A 14,409-nucleotide genomic window follows, 5' to 3' on the forward strand; every position below is an offset into this window, starting at 1 on the left:
GGAAGTGCAGTCTGTTCGTTGATGCTGACGGCATGACACACTGCTGACCATTGAAGTCAGTTGGAGGCGATCGAACGTGGCGGACCCACGGTCGGCAGGGGCGCCCACCGTCCTGCGGGTGGTGCTCGGCAAGCGGCTACAGGACCTGCGTGAGAAAGCGGGCCTCTCCTTCGAGCAGGCCGCCGCGGCCCTCGATGTGACCCACGCCACGATACGGCGGATGGAAAAGGCCGAGGTCGGACTCAAGCTCCCGTACGTCGAGAAGCTGCTGGCGACCTACGGCGTCACCGACGACGAGGAGATCGAGGGCTTTGTCTCCCTCGCCCGCGAGGCCAACAAGCCCGGCTGGTGGCACCGGTTCCGCGATGTCCTGCCCGAGTGGTTCAGCGCGTTCGTCAGCCTGGAGAGCGAAGCCAACCTCATCCGGGCCTACCAACCGCACTACATCCCCGGGCTGTTGCAGACCGAGGACTATGCCGCCGCCGTCCTGAAGGCCGGGATGCCGCACGCCTCCGCCAAGGACATCGACCGTATCGTCGCGCTGCGCATGGAGCGCCAGTCCCTGCTGACCCGTGACCACGCCCCGATGCTGTGGGTGGTCATGGACGAGACCGTGCTGCGGCGCCCGATCGGTGGGCCGAAGGTGATGCGTGACCAGGTCACCCGGCTCATGGAAGCCACCGCGCTGCCGAACGTCCGGCTCCAGATCATGCCCTTCGCCGCGGGCCCGCACCCCGCCATGTACGGCCCGTTTCACATCTTCCGCTTCCCGATCCCGGAACTCCCGGACATCGCATACGCGGAAAGCCTCGTCGGAGCCGTGTACTTCGACCAGCGCAACGACGTCTCGCAGTTCCTGGAGGCCCTGGACCGGATGTGTGCACAGGCCGCGCCGGCACACACCACCGAGGCCATTCTGGGTGGCTTTCGCAAGGAGATCTGAACCATGGATCGCATACGCATCTACAACGGCATGCCCGCCAAAGAACTGGGCACAGAGGGCTGGCACAAGCCGTGGAGCGGCGGAAACGGAGGCGAGTGCGTCGAGGCCATGCGGCTGGGGGACGGCCGGATAGCGCTGCGTCAGTCGACCGACCCGGACGGCCCGGCCCTGATCTACACCCACCACGAAATGGTGAGCTTCATCGAGGGGGCGAAGGCCGGCCATGCCGACTTCCTGCTCGCGGCGGCGCCGGGCCGGCGCACCGAACGGCGGACGGCATGAGCGAGCAGGACATGTCGCAGGGGACGCCGGACGGTGAGTTCCCGGAGATGATGGGGCCGTACGTCCAGGGGCCGGAGCACTCGGGCTTCTCGGCCGCGGAGATCGACACCAGCCGGCCGCACCCGGCCCGGATGTACGACTACTACCTCGGCGGCTGGGACAACTACGAGGTCGACCGGGTGGCCGCGGAGCGGGTCATCGAGGTCCACCCCCAGGTACGGCTCAGCGCCCGCGCCAACCGCGCGTTCCTGCGGCGGGCGGTGCGCGAGCTGGTCGCCGGCGGCATCCGCCAGATCATCGACATCGGCACCGGCATCCCCACCTCGCCCAACACCCATGAGGTGGCCCGCGAGACCGCCCCCGACACCCGCGTGGTGTACGTCGACGACGACCCGATCGTCGCCACCCACGCCGGGGCCCGGCTGACCAACGCCCACGGCACCGGCTTCGTCCTCGGCGATGTCCGCGACCCCAAGGCGCTGCTGGACCACCCCACCGTCCGGGAGCTGATCGACTTCGACCGGCCGGTGGCGCTGCTGCTGGTGGCCGTACTCCACTTCATCCGGGACGACGAGGACCCCGCCGCGCTCATCGCCACCCTCGCCGAGGCGCTCCCCGCGGGCAGCCATCTCGTCCTGACCCATGCGACCGGTGAGCCCTATGAGGACTACGCGGCGGGCCGCACGGACGAGCGGGCACGCGACGGTGTGGTGAACGTCTACAAGAGCGCCACCGCCACCCTCAATCTGCGGTCGAAGGCCGGGGTCGAGTCGCTCTTCGGGCCGTTCGCCCTGCTGGAGCCGGGTGTCGTACGGGTGCCGCTGTGGCGGCCGGACGGCCCGGTGCCCGGCGCGAAGGAGCTCAACGACACCATTTTCTACGGCGGAGTGGGCCGCACGAGCTGACCGGCCGGGGTGCCCGGCCGGTCCCTGCTCCGTCGCCCCGGCTACGCCCGCGTGGGCGACGCCTGGGCATCCGGCGGGCCCGGGATCCGGTGCCCGTCACCGCCCGGCGCCGCCGTGGCCGGGGCCGTCGCCTTGCCGCGGAGGGCCGCGTGCAGCTCCTCCCGCCCGACGAGGGCGGTGTGGGTGCCCCGGGAGGTACAGGCGTACGCCCCCGCGACGGCGCCCAGGCGGGCACACTCCTCCAGGCCCCGGCCCGCCAGCCGCCCGTAGAGGAAGCCGCTGGTGAAGGCGTCGCCCGCGCCATTGCTGTCCACGACGGGGCCGGGCGGGACCGCGGCCGGCACCGGGCGTGGGGTGCGGTCGTCGGCGCTGAGGAGATAGGCGCCGCCCGCACCGGCCGTGGCGATCACCGCCTCGGCGCGTCCCTCGTGCAGGATCTCCCGCATCACGGCCGCGATCCGTTCACCCGCCCCCGCCGTACTGAGGAACACCAGGTCGGAGCGGAGGGCGAACTCCCGTTGGTGGTCCGTCAGCCCGTCCCAGTCCTGGAGATCCGTGGAGACGGGGAGGCCCAGCTCCTCGATGTCGTCGTACAGGAAACGGGCGAAGTTCATGATCGACAGATGGACGTGGCGGGCGCGGCGCAGCGGGGGCAGATAGTGCTCCGGCGGCATCCGCAGCTCGGCCGGGTCACGGGCGTCGTAGAACGACATCCGGCGGCCGTCGGGAGCGACGAGGTTGACCGCCCGCCGGGTGCCGTGCGGAGAGATCAGCGGCCGGAAGTCGACGCCGCTGCCGGCCATCCGCTCGCGGACCAGAGTGCCCGCATGGTCGTCGCCGATGAAGTCCACGAACCCGGTGGTGAGCCCGAGCGCCGCGCAGCCGAGCGCGACGCCGGTACCCGTGTGCCCCGCCCCTTCGTACAGCGGCGGGACCGCGTACGAATCGGCGAGCGGCACCGGCAGCGCGCCGACCGACACAACGGTGTCCACGCCCGACCCGCCGACGACGAGGACGTCATAGGCGTCATACGGCTCAGAAACCTGCTGGAATGTCACAAGCGTCCCTGAATCCCTTGCTGGTGAGACGAATCCCTTGCTGGTGAGACCGTTTGCGGACGAGGTGCATCCGCTGCCGGGAGTCTAGACGCAGGCTCGTCCCATGACGGGATGTCAGGGAATCCGGTGACACGAGGGAGGAAGGGACGCACAAGTAGCCGGGCCGGTGATCAGTGGCCAAAGGTGAACGGGCGACGGCGGAGGACCGCGAGAGTGGCCGGGCTCCATGCCGACACCGCGAATCGGTTGGCGGAAAGGGCCGTTGACACCGCCGCCGAGCGCACTGAAGTGTGGGCCCGACGGTGATCAGTTTCCGCGGACGGTGTGCCATGCCGGTCAGGCACAGGGGGCCGGGGACAGGAACGAGCGGGCCGTACGGCGGCCGGACCACGCCGTCGGGGGAGCGAGGCAACGGTGACAGAGCACTCCAATGGCGGGCGCACCGCGATCGTGATCGGCGGCGGGCTCGCGGGGATGCTGGCCGTCACCGCACTGCTCGGCCAGGTCGAGACGGTCACCGTCATCGAGCGGGACCGCTATCCGGAGGGCCGCGGCTTCCGCAAGGGCGTCCCGCAGGCCCGCCATCTGCACGTGCTCCTCAGCGGCGGCCGGCACGCCCTGGAGGAGCTGCTGCCCGGCACCGTCGCCGCGCTCGGCGAGGCGGGCGCCCGCGGCCTGTATCTGTCCCGCGATCTCCTCACCCGCACCCCCACCGGCTGGCAGCGCCGCTTCGACGAGCGCCGGCATCTCACCCTCAGCGTCACCCGGCCGGTGCTGGACGCGGTCGTACGGGAGCGGGTGCTGGGCGCGGCCGCCGGCTCGGCCACCCGGGTCGAGGTCCTGGAAGCGACCGAGGTCACCGGGCTGACCGGGGACGCGAGCCGGGTGACCGGGGTCCGGGTGCGGCCCCGGGACGGGGCGACGGGCGCGCGGTCCGGGCGGGCGCTGCCGGCCGTGCTCGTCGTGGACGCCTCGGGCCGCGGCTCCCGCACCCCGCAGTGGCTCGCCGCGCTGGGCCGGACCGTGCCGCACGAGGAGACCGTGGACGCGGGGATCGCCTACGCCTCCCGGATGTACCGCCCCAAGGACCCGGCCACGGCGCCGGACGCGGGCATCAACGTCCCGGGCTGGCCCGAGTGCCCGCGCGGCGCGGTGTACGTCCCGGTGGAGGACGGCAAGTGGCTGCTGACGATGTCCGGTGTGCGCGGGCACCATCCGCCCACGGACGCCGCGGAGTTCACCGCCTTCAGCGCCACCATCGGTGACCCGTACATCCATGAACTGCTCGACCGGGCCGAGCCGCTGTCTCCGGTGCACGGCTTCCGCGACACCCGCAACCGCCGCCGGCACTTCGAGCGGCCCGGCGCCCTCCCCGACGGCCTGCTCGTCCTCGGGGACGCCGCGTGCACCTTCAACCCCGTGTACGGGCAGGGCATGTCGGTCGCCGCCCTCGGTGCGCTGGCCGTGCGCCGCACGCTCGCGGACGGCGGCGGGCTGCGCTCCGGGATCACCGCCGAGGCGCAGCGGGCGGTGGCCCGCGCCGCGGAGCCCGCCTGGCTCGCCGCGGTCGGCGCGGACCGCCCGTACGTGAGCACCGGCGACACCAAGGCGGGCCTCGGGGAGCGGCTCTCCACCTGGTACCTCGACCGGCTCTTCGCCCGCGCCGCCATCGACCCGGTCGTCGGCGCGGCCTTCCGGGACGTCTTCAACCTCACCGCGCCGCCGACGCGTCTGGTCGCCCCGCGGATCTTCCTGCGCACCGTCTTCCTGCCCCGCCGCCCCGGGCTGCCCGGCCCGCCCGCGGTCATCGAGGCGGTCTGATCCGCCGCCGGGCCCCGGGGGGGAGCGGGGTGCGGCCGCCTGGGGGACCGTAGGAGGGTGCGGGGCGGGTTCGGGTGTGTGTGGAGGGGGAGTGGGGCGGCGGCCGCGGGCGCTCCCGCCCATCCGCCGCCCCCGTGGCCCGGCTTCCGTCCCGCGCCCGTGCCCCCGGCCCCCGCCCCGCCCCCCGTCACCGCAATGGGCGCTTCCCGGTGGCCGCGCCGAAAGACCTCCCCGGCAGGCCGGGAGAGGTCACACCGTCCGCCAGGAATGCGGCGGCCGGTCGCGCGGTTTCTCTCTGCGGGTGATGGTGTTGAGTCCGGGTGTCGTGGTGCGGAAACCGTACGGCGGTGCCGAGTGGCGCGGTGTGCCGGAACCCACCGCTCATGCGGCCCGTTCACTTCGCGACCGCCCTGACCATGGAGGTGCCGTGACCGGTTCCCGACCCCGCCGCACTCGACTTTCCGCGCTGCGGCCCGCGAGCTTCGGAATCGCACCCACCGGGGAGCGGCTGGCCAGGATGCGCAGGTCGCCCCAGTTCGTGGACGGCCAGTTCCGCAATCCCGTGCCGACCAGGCAGCTGCTGCACGGCTCCGCGCTGCCGATGGCGCGCACCCAGCTGAGCCGGGAGGGCCGGCTGCGCCGGGCGCCGGTCGGCCGGATTCCGGTGTACCGTCCGACCGCCGCGGACTGGGGCCAACCGCCCGCTTCCGGGCTGCGGCTCACCTGGATGGGCCATTCGAGCGTGCTGGCCGAGATAGACGGGCAGCGGGTGCTCTTCGACCCGGTCTGGGGAGAGCGCTGTTCGCCGTTCACCTGGGCCGGCCCCCAGCGGCTGCACCCGGTGCCTCTCGCCTTGGACGAGCTGGACCCGGTCGATGCCGTGGTGATCTCGCACGACCACTACGACCATCTCGACATGGCGACGGTCCAGGGTCTGGCCGGCACCGGCGCCGCCTTCGTCGTACCGCTCGGCGTCGGCGCCGACCTGGAATTCTGGGGGGTGCCCGCGGAGCGGATCACCGAGCTCGACTGGCACGAGTCCACCCGCGTCGGCGGCCTGACCCTCACGGCCACCCCCGCCCAGCACTTCTGCGGCCGCGGGCTGCGCGGCCCGCAGCACACGCTGTGGGCCTCCTGGGTGGTCGCGGGCCCCGAGCACCGGATCTACCACAGCGGCGACACCGGCTACTTCTCCGGTTTCGCGGAGATCGGCGCGGCGCACGGCCCGTTCGACGCCACGATGATCCAGATCGGCGCCTACAGTGATTTCTGGCCGGACATTCATATGACGCCTGAAGAGGGCGTCCGGTCCCACCTCGACCTCCAGGGCGGCGAGCCGCGCGGGGTGCTGCTGCCGATCCATTGGGGCACGTTCAACCTCGCCCCGCACCCCTGGGCGGAGCCTGCCGAACGGACCCTGGCCGCCGGCTGGAAGTCCGGCGTCGGCACGGCCCACCCCAGACCCGGCGAGCCCTTCGAGCCGGACGCCCCGGCGGCCGTCTATCCGTGGTGGCGGGCGATCGCGGTGCCGCCCGTCCATGGCTGGCCGGCCTGGCCGTCGGCGGTGTCCCCCACCGACGTGGGCCTCGCCGCGGACCGTTGAGCCCGGCCCGGAGGCAATGCGCTTGCCGGGCCCGGCCCGGAGGCAACTCGTTCGCTGCGCAATGGGCTCGCCGTGCCCCGCCCCGGCGACAATCCCCTTGCCGCGCCCGGCACACGGCGATGAAGATGATGCCATGCCTGCCTTCGCCGCTCCGGACGGGACCCCCCTCGCCTATCACGTCGTGGGCGAGGGCGAGCCGCTGCTCTGTCTGCCCGGTGGGCCCATGCGGGCGTCCGACTACCTCGGCGACCTCGGCGGACTGTCCGAGCGGCGCCGGCTGATCAAGCTCGATCTGCGCGGCACCGGCGACTCCGGCGTCCCCGCCGACCCGGCCACCTACCGCTGCGACCGGCAGGTCGCCGATGTCGAGGCCCTCCGTGTGCACCTCGGGCCGGCCCGGGTCGACCTCCTCGCGCACTCGGCGGCCGGCGATCTCGCGCTTCTCTACGCGGCCCGCCACCCGCAGCGCATCCGTACCCTCACCCTCATCACCGCGCGCGCCCGCGCCCTCGGCGTCGACTTCACCGAGGCACACCGCCGGGAGGCGGCGGCCCTACGCACCGCCGAGCCCTGGTTCGGTGCCGCGTACGACGCCTATGAACGGGTCTGGGCCGGCTCCCTGGCCGACGCCGACTGGGACGCCATCGCCCCCTTCTTCTACGGCCGTTGGGACGCGGCCGCGCAGGCGCATGCCGCGTCCGACGTGGCACAGACCCACGAAGAGGCCGCGGAGAGCTACGCGTCCGCTGGCGCCTTCGCCCCCGACCAGACCCGCGCCGCCCTTGCGGGCATGGACGCACGGGTCCTGCTGCTGGCCGGTGAAGTGGACAGCGGCCCGCTGCCCCGTATCGCGGCGGACATCGCGCAGCTGATCCCCCGGGCCGAACTGGTCGTCCAGCCGGGCGCCGGCCACTACCCCTGGCTCGACGACCCCCGTCGCTTCACCCGGACCGTCGCCACGTTCCTCGACCAGGAGCCCATTGGCCAGGAGCCTGCCGGGCGCGCCGTCTGACGCTCATTCGGTGCCCTGCTCCGAGGTGCGGGCGGTGCGCCGGGCAGGTGGCTGCCAGCCGCGTTCCAGCAGGTCGAAGGCGGCGTCGATGGCCGCGCGGGGGTCGTCCCGGCCGCGGGCGAGGGCGAGCGCTTCGAGGGCGAAGTGCGCGAGTGCGGCGCAGGCCGGGTCGTCCTCGGGGGCGCCGGTGTCGGTGGCGATGGCCTGTGCGAGGGCGGTTTCATGCCGCATCCACATGCGGTGGCCGTAGTCGCGGAGTGCCGGTGTGCTCATGACGAGCTGTCGGAACCGGGCGAACGCGGGGTCGGTGGCGGTCCCGAGATGGCAGCGCACGATGTGGTCACGCAAAGCGGCGGGAACGGACCGGCCGTCGGGGCGGTCGCGGACGGCCGCGACGAGGGCGGCCTCATGGTCACTGTCCGCGTCGAAGACCAGGGCTTCCTTACCGGGGAAGTGCTTGAAGAGCGTCGTGGTGGAGACATCGGCGGCTTCGGCGATGTCCTTGATGCTGACCTGGTCATAGCCGCGTTCGAGGAACAGCCGAAGCGCCGCGTCGGCCAGCGCCTGGCGGGTGGCGGCCTTCTTGCGCTCGCGGCGGCCGAGGGGCTGTGTCGTCTCACTCACGGCTTCACCCTACCCTCTCTGGTTGCCCGATTGAAAAAGTTGACTCGTTGCACTTTTTGAATCGGTGTGCTCTTCTGGGTGAGCCGGGAGCGCAGGCCGGGCCCCGACCGGGCTCCGGAGCCACCGCACCGGTGAACCGAGCGCTGCCACCGGCCCGTTGACGCCCTCGACCGGTCCGACGGGTCTGACGGTCCGACGGTCCGACGGTCCGGCGTGCACCCGCTCATCCCACCCGACCGCACCCAGCGGAGGAATCACCCATGTCCACCACCCACGCTCCCGCCCCGCGGATCGCCGTCATCGGCGCCGGCCCCGGCGGTCTGACCTGCGCCCGCGTCCTCCAGCGCCACGGCATCGACGTCACCGTCTACGACCGGGACACCTCCGCGGACGCCCGCAACCAGGGCGGCACCCTGGACCTGCACGCGGACTCCGGGCAGATCGCCCTGCGGGAAGCCGGACTGCTCGCCGACTTCCACGCCCTGGCCCGTCCCGAGGGGCAGGCCCAGCGCATGCTCACCCGCCATGGCGAGGTGCTCGTCGACTACCGCCCCACCAGCGACGAGGACGCCGCCCCCGAGATCGACCGCGGACAACTCCGCACCCTGCTGGCGGACTCCCTCGCACCCGGCACCCTCCAGTGGGGCCACACCCTCCTCTCCGCCACCCCGGGCCCGGCCGGCACCCACCGCCTCACCTTCGACCACGGCGTCACCAGGGATGTCGACCTCGTCATCGGCGCGGACGGCGCCTGGTCCCGGGTGCGGCCGCTGGTCAGCGATGCCACGCCCGTCTACACCGGCGTGACCTTCCTGGAGGCCCGCTACGACGAGGTCGACACCGCGCACCCCGCCGTCGCCGAACTCGTCGGCCACGGGAGCATCTTCGCCACCGGCGACCACAAGGGTCTGATCGGCCAGCGCAACAGCAACCAGCACGTCCGCGCGTACATCGCCCTCCGTGACGACGCGGACTGGTACCGCGCCGCCGGTATCGACCTGGCCGACACCGACGCCGTACGCGCCGTGCTGCTCCGGGCCTTCGCCGGATGGGACGAGCGGCTTCTCGTCCTGATCACCGACAACGACGGCCCGTACGTCAACCGGCCGCTGTTCGTCCTCCCGGCCCCGCACGCCTGGCCCCACACCCCGGGCGTCACCCTGCTCGGGGACGCCGCCCACCTGATGGCTCCCCTGGGTGGCTACGGCGCCAACTTCGCCATGCTCGACGGGTGCGAACTCGCGCTGGCCCTCGCCCGCCATGACACCCCCGACGAGGCCGTCACCGCCTACGAACGGACCATGATGGCGCGCGCCGCCGCGGTCGGTGACGGCGCCGAGGCCCTGGCGCGCGTCTTCGGCCCGGGGGACCGCGACCGCTCCGATGTCCCCGACTTCGCCGGGGCCAAGGAGCAGTACCGGCAGGGAGCCGCCGCGTATCGCAGCCGGTGAGCGGGTGTGGGTCAGCCGCCATGGTCCTGAGACGCCGGGCGGGCGCGCGGGCCCCGGCGCCGATCCGGCACAGGGCGAGAAGCCCGCCGACGCCTGGAGGGATGGTGCCCAGTCCCGTGCTCTTACCGATGTCCCCGGCGCGCATCGCGTCCCCGAGCGCCGTTCGCAAGTCATCGAAAGGGGCGCCCTCGGCGGCCTCAACTCATCATGAGGGAACGGAAGTTCGGGGGTACCCGTACTGGCGTGCGGGTGGCGGCCACTCAGGGAGGTGGCGTGGGGTAGCGAAACCCCGAAGTGGCTCCGGACCCCACCCCGCCAACAACTAGCGTGCGTGCTCCGCGAACTGCCACGGCCGATCCGGAGGGCGCCGATGCCTACCGCATTCCCCCAGGGGACTCAGCTGTCCCAGGAGGCTCAGAGATCCCCAGGGTCCCAGGGTTCCCCGGGGGCCGCCCCCGTACCCGCCGCCGCCCGGCGGCGGGAGCGTGAGGGTGGACGACACGGCCGTGCCGCGTTCCCCGAGTCGGCCGCCGACTCGGCGATACGGTCCCGTCTGGTCAGGCTCGCCGCCGTTCCCTGCCTTCTGGTCGCCGTCCTCTGCACGGCCGTCGCCGCCTATGTCGTCCAGGCCGGGGGCGCCCGGATCACCGGCCGCGAGTGGGTGGTGCTGTGCGGCGGGCTCGCCCTGGTCTGCGTCATCGTGCTCACCGCGGGCGCCGCCGCTCACTCCGAGGCCCGGGCCACCGTCGCCCGCTACGCCCGGCTGCGCCAGGTCTGCGCCCGCAGCCAGTCCGACCTGTACGACCTCCTGGACCGCGTACGGCAGGGCGAATGGATCCAGCGCCGCGAACCCGACCAGGGACCGGTGCCCACCGGCGACACCCTCGACCTGCTCGCCCATGAAGTGGCCGCCGCGGGCCGGGCCGCCGAGTCCGCCGTCATCGACGCGGTCGCCATCGCCCGCAGCAACGCCAGCGGCAGCGAACAGAAGGTCGAGGTCTTCGTGAACCTCGCCCGGCGGCTGCAATCCCTGGTGCACCGCGAGATCGAGCTGCTGGACGAGCTGGAGAACCAGGTCGAGGACCCCGACCTGCTCAAGGGCCTGTTCCACGTCGACCACCTGGCCACCCGCATCCGCCGGCACGCCGAGAACCTCGCCGTCCTCGGCGGCGCCATCTCGCGCCGCCAGTGGAGCCGCCCCGTCTCCCTGACCGAGGTGCTGCGCTCGTCGATCGCCGAGGTCGAGCAGTACCCGAGGATCAAGCTGGTGCCGCCGATCGAGGGCACCCTGCGCGGCCATGCCGTCGCCGACGTGATCCACCTGCTCGCCGAACTCGTCGAGAACGCCACGATCTACTCCGCCCCGCAGACCCCGGTCCTGCTGCGCGCCCAACTCGTCACCGCCGGACTCGCGGTCGAGGTCGAGGACCGCGGGCTGGGGATGTCCGCGGACGAGCAGTCGCGGATGAACGGCCTGCTGGCCGACCCCGAACACATCGATGTCGCCGAGCTGTTGAGCGACGGCCGGATCGGGCTCTTCGTGGTCTCCTCGCTCGCCCGGCGGCACGGCATCGTGGTCCGCCTCCAGAGCAATATCTACGGCGGTGTGCAGGCCGTGCTGATCGTGCCCCAGGGGCTGCTCGGCGCGGAGTCGGCCGAGGGCAACGCGAACGCGGCGGGCGCACCGGCCCCCACCGGCTCGCCGGACACCGGCCCGGCACCCGCGCACGACGTACTCGACGAGGGGACGTACGAGGGCGGATACCCCGGGGACCACGCCGGCCCCGCCGACGCCGGGCAGGAGCGGCACGACCGCCATGACCCCGGTCCCGCGGTCCCGCACCCGCTCGCCATTCCCGCCCCCGGGCCCGCTCCCGACCGTGCGCTCGACGTGTCACCGCGCGGCTACGACGGCCACCCGGACCCGGCCCCGGCACCCGTGGACCGCGATCCCGACTTCGGTGCCACCCGGCGCCGGCTGGTCCGCGCGTCCGGCGCCCACACTCCTGACGTCCACCTGCCTGACGCGCACCTGCCCGATGCGCACACCCACGAGACCCCCGGCCCCGACCCCGCGCCCGCCGACCGGCCCGGCCCGGTCGTGCTGCCGCCCGCGCCCGCCGTGGACAACGCCGCCCGCCCGCGGCTGCCCCGGCGGCGCAAGCAGACGCATCTCGTTCCGGAGCTGCGCGGCGACCCGATCCTGCCGTCCACGACACCCCGTACGGGCCCGGAACCCGAGCACGACCCCGGTCTGATGGCCGCTTTCCGACGCGGTTTCAGCCTCGGCGACGACAGCTACGCCGAGGACACCGCAAGCGGCACCGCCACCATCCCGGCCCAGGGCGGCGACCCCAGCAGCCCGGCCGGCAACGACCTGCTCTACGACCGTGACCACGACGCCCCGATGGCCAGCCCCCGAGGAGACGACCGTAACCATGGTGAGTGATGTGCGTGCGCAGGCGCATTTGCAGCCGCAGGGCGGCCAGCACACCGACCTGTCCTGGCTGCTGACCGGGCTCGTACAGCGGGTGCCGCACGCCCGGAGCGCGCTCCTGTTGTCGTCGGACGGTCTGGTCAAGGCCGCCCATGGGTTCGACCCGGACAGCGCCGACCACATGGCCGCCCTGTCCTCCGGCCTCTACTCCCTCGCCCGCAGCGCCGGTGTGCGCTTCGGGGAGGGCGACGACGTCCTCCAGGTCGTCGTCGAGCTGGAGTCCACCTTCCTGTTCGTCTCCACCGCCGGCTCGGGCGCCTGTCTGGCCGTGCTCGCCGGCCGGGAGGCCGATGTGGCGGTGCTGGGCTACGAGATGTCGATGCTGGTCAAGAGCGTCCGGCCGTATCTGTCCACCCCCGCACGCCAGCAGGCACCCGCGGGCGGTCGTTGACCATGACCGTGCGTCGCCTACGACGGCAGGGCGGCGAGCCGTGGTACGACGACGCGGCCGGCCGGCTGGTCCGTCCGTACACCATCAGCAACGGCCGGACCCGTCCGACGGCGCACTTCGACCTGCTGACCATGGTGATGGCCACCGGCCGGCGGCCCGTCGCCTGCCAGGGCCCCGACTACGCCCAGGTGCTGGGGCTGTGCGGAGGGCCGGTCTCGGTCGCCGAGATCGCCGCCCACATACGGCTGCCCGCCGTGGTCACCAAAGTGCTCCTCGCCGACCTCGTCGACTGCGGGGCGATCACCGCGCGGGCCCCCGCAGCCGTTTCGGCAGGGCCCGCGTCCCGTACCGACCGTGCCCTGCTGGAGGCGGTGCTGAATGGACTTCGCAAACGACTGTGACCCCCGCAACCAGGGGGACCATGCGACCGACCGCTTCCCCACCGCGCTCAAGATCCTGGTCGCGGGCGGCTTCGGGGTCGGCAAGACGACCTTCGTCGGGGCGGTGAGCGAGATCGAGCCGCTCAGCACGGAGGAACTCCTCACCCAGATCAGCGTGGGGACGGACGATCTGGCCGGTGTCGAGGAGAAGAACACCACCACCGTCGCCATGGACTTCGGCCGGATCACCCTCGGTCCCGAGCACATCCTCTACCTCTTCGGGACGCCGGGGCAGCAGCGCTTCTGGTTCATGTGGGACGAGCTGTCCAACGGCGCACTCGGCGCGGTCATCCTCGCCGACACCCGGCGCCTGGACCAGTGCTTCGCCGCCGTCGACTTCTTCGAGCGGCGCGGCATCCAGTTCATCGTCGCCGTCAACGAGTTCGAGGGCTCCTACCGCTACGACCCGGACGAGGTCCGCAGCGCCATGGATGTCTCCCCGGACATCCCCGTCGTGCTCTGCGACGCCCGCCGGGGCGGCTCGGCCACCCAAGTCCTGGTCTCGCTCGTCCAGCATCTGCTCACCCCCGCCCTCGCCGCGACCCCGGAGCTGCCATGAACCACCCCGCCTCCCGCGTCCCGTACATCTCCTACGACCCGACGCGCCATCTGCTGCTCACCCCGCAGGACGACGAGGCCCCGGCGCGCGTCGCCCGGCTGCGCGCCCTGGGAATCGGCGAGTCCCCGCTGCCCGCCTTCGACGAGTTCGCGCGCAAGCTCGCCCGGACCACCCGGGCGCCCTATTCGATGGTCAACTTCATCGATGAGCGGCGGCAGTACTTCGCCGGTCTCTACACGCCCTCCCAGGACCAGGCCGTCGAGCTGGGCCCGGCGCCCGCCAGTGCCCAGCCGGGCCGGGTGATGGACCGGGACCACGGCTACTGCCCGCATGTCATCGTCCGCCGCAAGGCCCTGGTGCTGGAGGACGTCTGCGACTATCCGCGGTTCGCCGGCAACCCCGTCGTCGATGAGATCGGCATCCGCTCCTACCTCGGTGCGCCGCTGATCGACCGTACGGGGACGGCGCTGGGCACCGTCTGTGTCGTGGACCTCGAACCGCGGCCCTGGGGGCGGGAGGGGCTGGAGACCATCAAGTCGATGGCCGCCGAACTCGTCGAGCAGATCCACCGGATGGAGAAGCAGCAGAGCGACGCGCCCTGAGGCGGTCCCGACGCACAGCCGCGGCCCCGGTGCCCGGCGGACGGCCCTTGCGCCGGACCGCCGGCCCGGGGCCGCGGCATCGGGGGGGGGGGGGGGGGGGGGGGGGGGGGGGGGGGGGGGGGGGTGGGTGTGGGGGGGGGGGGGGGGGGGGGGGGGGGGGGGGTGCGGGGGGGGGGGGGGGGGGCGACCCCGACCACCAACAGAAACTACAGGAGGCCTGT

At 73.0% G+C, this 14,409-nt stretch carries 14 protein-coding genes; 12 read left to right on the forward strand and 2 right to left on the reverse strand.

What is annotated here, in order from left to right:
• Window positions 1–76: 76 nt before the first annotated feature.
• Genes ACZ4XD_RS20300 through ACZ4XD_RS20310 form a run of 3 tightly spaced genes read left to right on the forward strand, consistent with a single transcriptional unit; the run spans window position 77 to window position 2,130 of the window.
• Window positions 77–943, forward strand: coding sequence for a helix-turn-helix domain-containing protein (locus tag ACZ4XD_RS20300; protein WP_468043889.1), 867 nt, complete (start codon window positions 77–79; stop codon window positions 941–943).
• Between the two features lie 3 nt (window positions 944–946).
• Complete coding sequence (locus tag ACZ4XD_RS20305) at window positions 947–1,225, forward strand: DUF397 domain-containing protein (protein WP_086718198.1); 279 nt, start codon at window positions 947–949, stop codon at window positions 1,223–1,225.
• Window positions 1,222–2,130 carry an SAM-dependent methyltransferase gene (locus ACZ4XD_RS20310; RefSeq protein WP_468043891.1) on the forward strand — a complete coding sequence of 303 codons (909 nt, stop codon included), beginning with the start codon at window positions 1,222–1,224 and terminating at the stop codon, window positions 2,128–2,130. The genes ACZ4XD_RS20305 and ACZ4XD_RS20310 overlap by 4 nt, the downstream gene beginning before the upstream one ends.
• Before the next feature lie 41 nt (window positions 2,131–2,171).
• On the opposite strand, the gene ACZ4XD_RS20315 is transcribed toward ACZ4XD_RS20310, so the two are convergent.
• On the reverse strand, window positions 2,172–3,188 hold the full coding sequence (locus tag ACZ4XD_RS20315; protein ID WP_468043893.1) for a carbohydrate kinase family protein: 1,017 nt from the start codon (window positions 3,186–3,188) through the stop codon (window positions 2,172–2,174).
• 414 nt (window positions 3,189–3,602) lie between these two features.
• Here ACZ4XD_RS20315 and ACZ4XD_RS20320 point away from each other — a divergent pair, with 414 nt between their 5' ends.
• The 3 genes from ACZ4XD_RS20320 (at window position 3,603) to ACZ4XD_RS20330 (ending at window position 7,624) form a co-directional block, all read left to right on the forward strand.
• Window positions 3,603–5,009, forward strand: a complete 1,407-nt coding sequence (locus ACZ4XD_RS20320; RefSeq protein ID WP_468043896.1) for an NAD(P)/FAD-dependent oxidoreductase — start codon at window positions 3,603–3,605, stop codon at window positions 5,007–5,009.
• Between the two features lie 427 nt (window positions 5,010–5,436).
• Window positions 5,437–6,612, forward strand: coding sequence for an MBL fold metallo-hydrolase (locus ACZ4XD_RS20325; protein ID WP_468043898.1), 1,176 nt, complete (start codon window positions 5,437–5,439; stop codon window positions 6,610–6,612).
• A 133-nt stretch (window positions 6,613–6,745) separates the two neighbouring features.
• Window positions 6,746–7,624: an alpha/beta fold hydrolase gene (locus ACZ4XD_RS20330; protein WP_468043900.1), complete on the forward strand. Its 879-nt coding sequence runs from the start codon at window positions 6,746–6,748 to the stop codon at window positions 7,622–7,624.
• Between the two features lie 3 nt (window positions 7,625–7,627).
• Here the strand turns inward: ACZ4XD_RS20330 and ACZ4XD_RS20335 are convergent, their stop codons facing one another.
• Window positions 7,628–8,248 (reverse strand): TetR/AcrR family transcriptional regulator, encoded by a 621-nt coding sequence (locus tag ACZ4XD_RS20335; protein WP_468043902.1) that lies wholly within the window; start codon window positions 8,246–8,248, stop codon window positions 7,628–7,630.
• A 260-nt stretch (window positions 8,249–8,508) separates the two neighbouring features.
• On the opposite strand from ACZ4XD_RS20335, the gene ACZ4XD_RS20340 reads away from it, so the two are divergent.
• The 6 genes from ACZ4XD_RS20340 (at window position 8,509) to ACZ4XD_RS20365 (ending at window position 14,188) form a co-directional block, all read left to right on the forward strand.
• The gene (locus tag ACZ4XD_RS20340; RefSeq protein WP_468043904.1) at window positions 8,509–9,699 is read left to right on the forward strand and encodes an FAD-dependent oxidoreductase; all 1,191 of its coding nucleotides are present in this window, start codon (window positions 8,509–8,511) and stop codon (window positions 9,697–9,699) included.
• A 370-nt stretch (window positions 9,700–10,069) separates the two neighbouring features.
• Window positions 10,070–12,148 (forward strand): sensor histidine kinase, encoded by a 2,079-nt coding sequence (locus tag ACZ4XD_RS20345; protein WP_468043906.1) that lies wholly within the window; start codon window positions 10,070–10,072, stop codon window positions 12,146–12,148.
• The gene (locus tag ACZ4XD_RS20350) at window positions 12,138–12,587 is read left to right on the forward strand and encodes a roadblock/LC7 domain-containing protein (RefSeq protein WP_018088399.1); all 450 of its coding nucleotides are present in this window, start codon (window positions 12,138–12,140) and stop codon (window positions 12,585–12,587) included. Before ACZ4XD_RS20345 ends, ACZ4XD_RS20350 begins: the two co-directional genes overlap by 11 nt.
• A gap of 2 nt (window positions 12,588–12,589) precedes the next feature.
• The gene (locus ACZ4XD_RS20355; RefSeq protein WP_468043909.1) at window positions 12,590–12,988 is read left to right on the forward strand and encodes a DUF742 domain-containing protein; all 399 of its coding nucleotides are present in this window, start codon (window positions 12,590–12,592) and stop codon (window positions 12,986–12,988) included.
• Window positions 12,966–13,586, forward strand: coding sequence for a GTP-binding protein (locus tag ACZ4XD_RS20360; protein ID WP_468043911.1), 621 nt, complete (start codon window positions 12,966–12,968; stop codon window positions 13,584–13,586). Before ACZ4XD_RS20355 ends, ACZ4XD_RS20360 begins: the two co-directional genes overlap by 23 nt.
• Complete coding sequence (locus ACZ4XD_RS20365; RefSeq protein WP_190142399.1) at window positions 13,583–14,188, forward strand: GAF domain-containing protein; 606 nt, start codon at window positions 13,583–13,585, stop codon at window positions 14,186–14,188. The genes ACZ4XD_RS20360 and ACZ4XD_RS20365 overlap by 4 nt, the downstream gene beginning before the upstream one ends.
• The last annotated feature ends 221 nt before the right edge of the window (window positions 14,189–14,409 follow it).

The organism is Streptomyces sp. NPDC029466 (assembly GCF_055574515.1).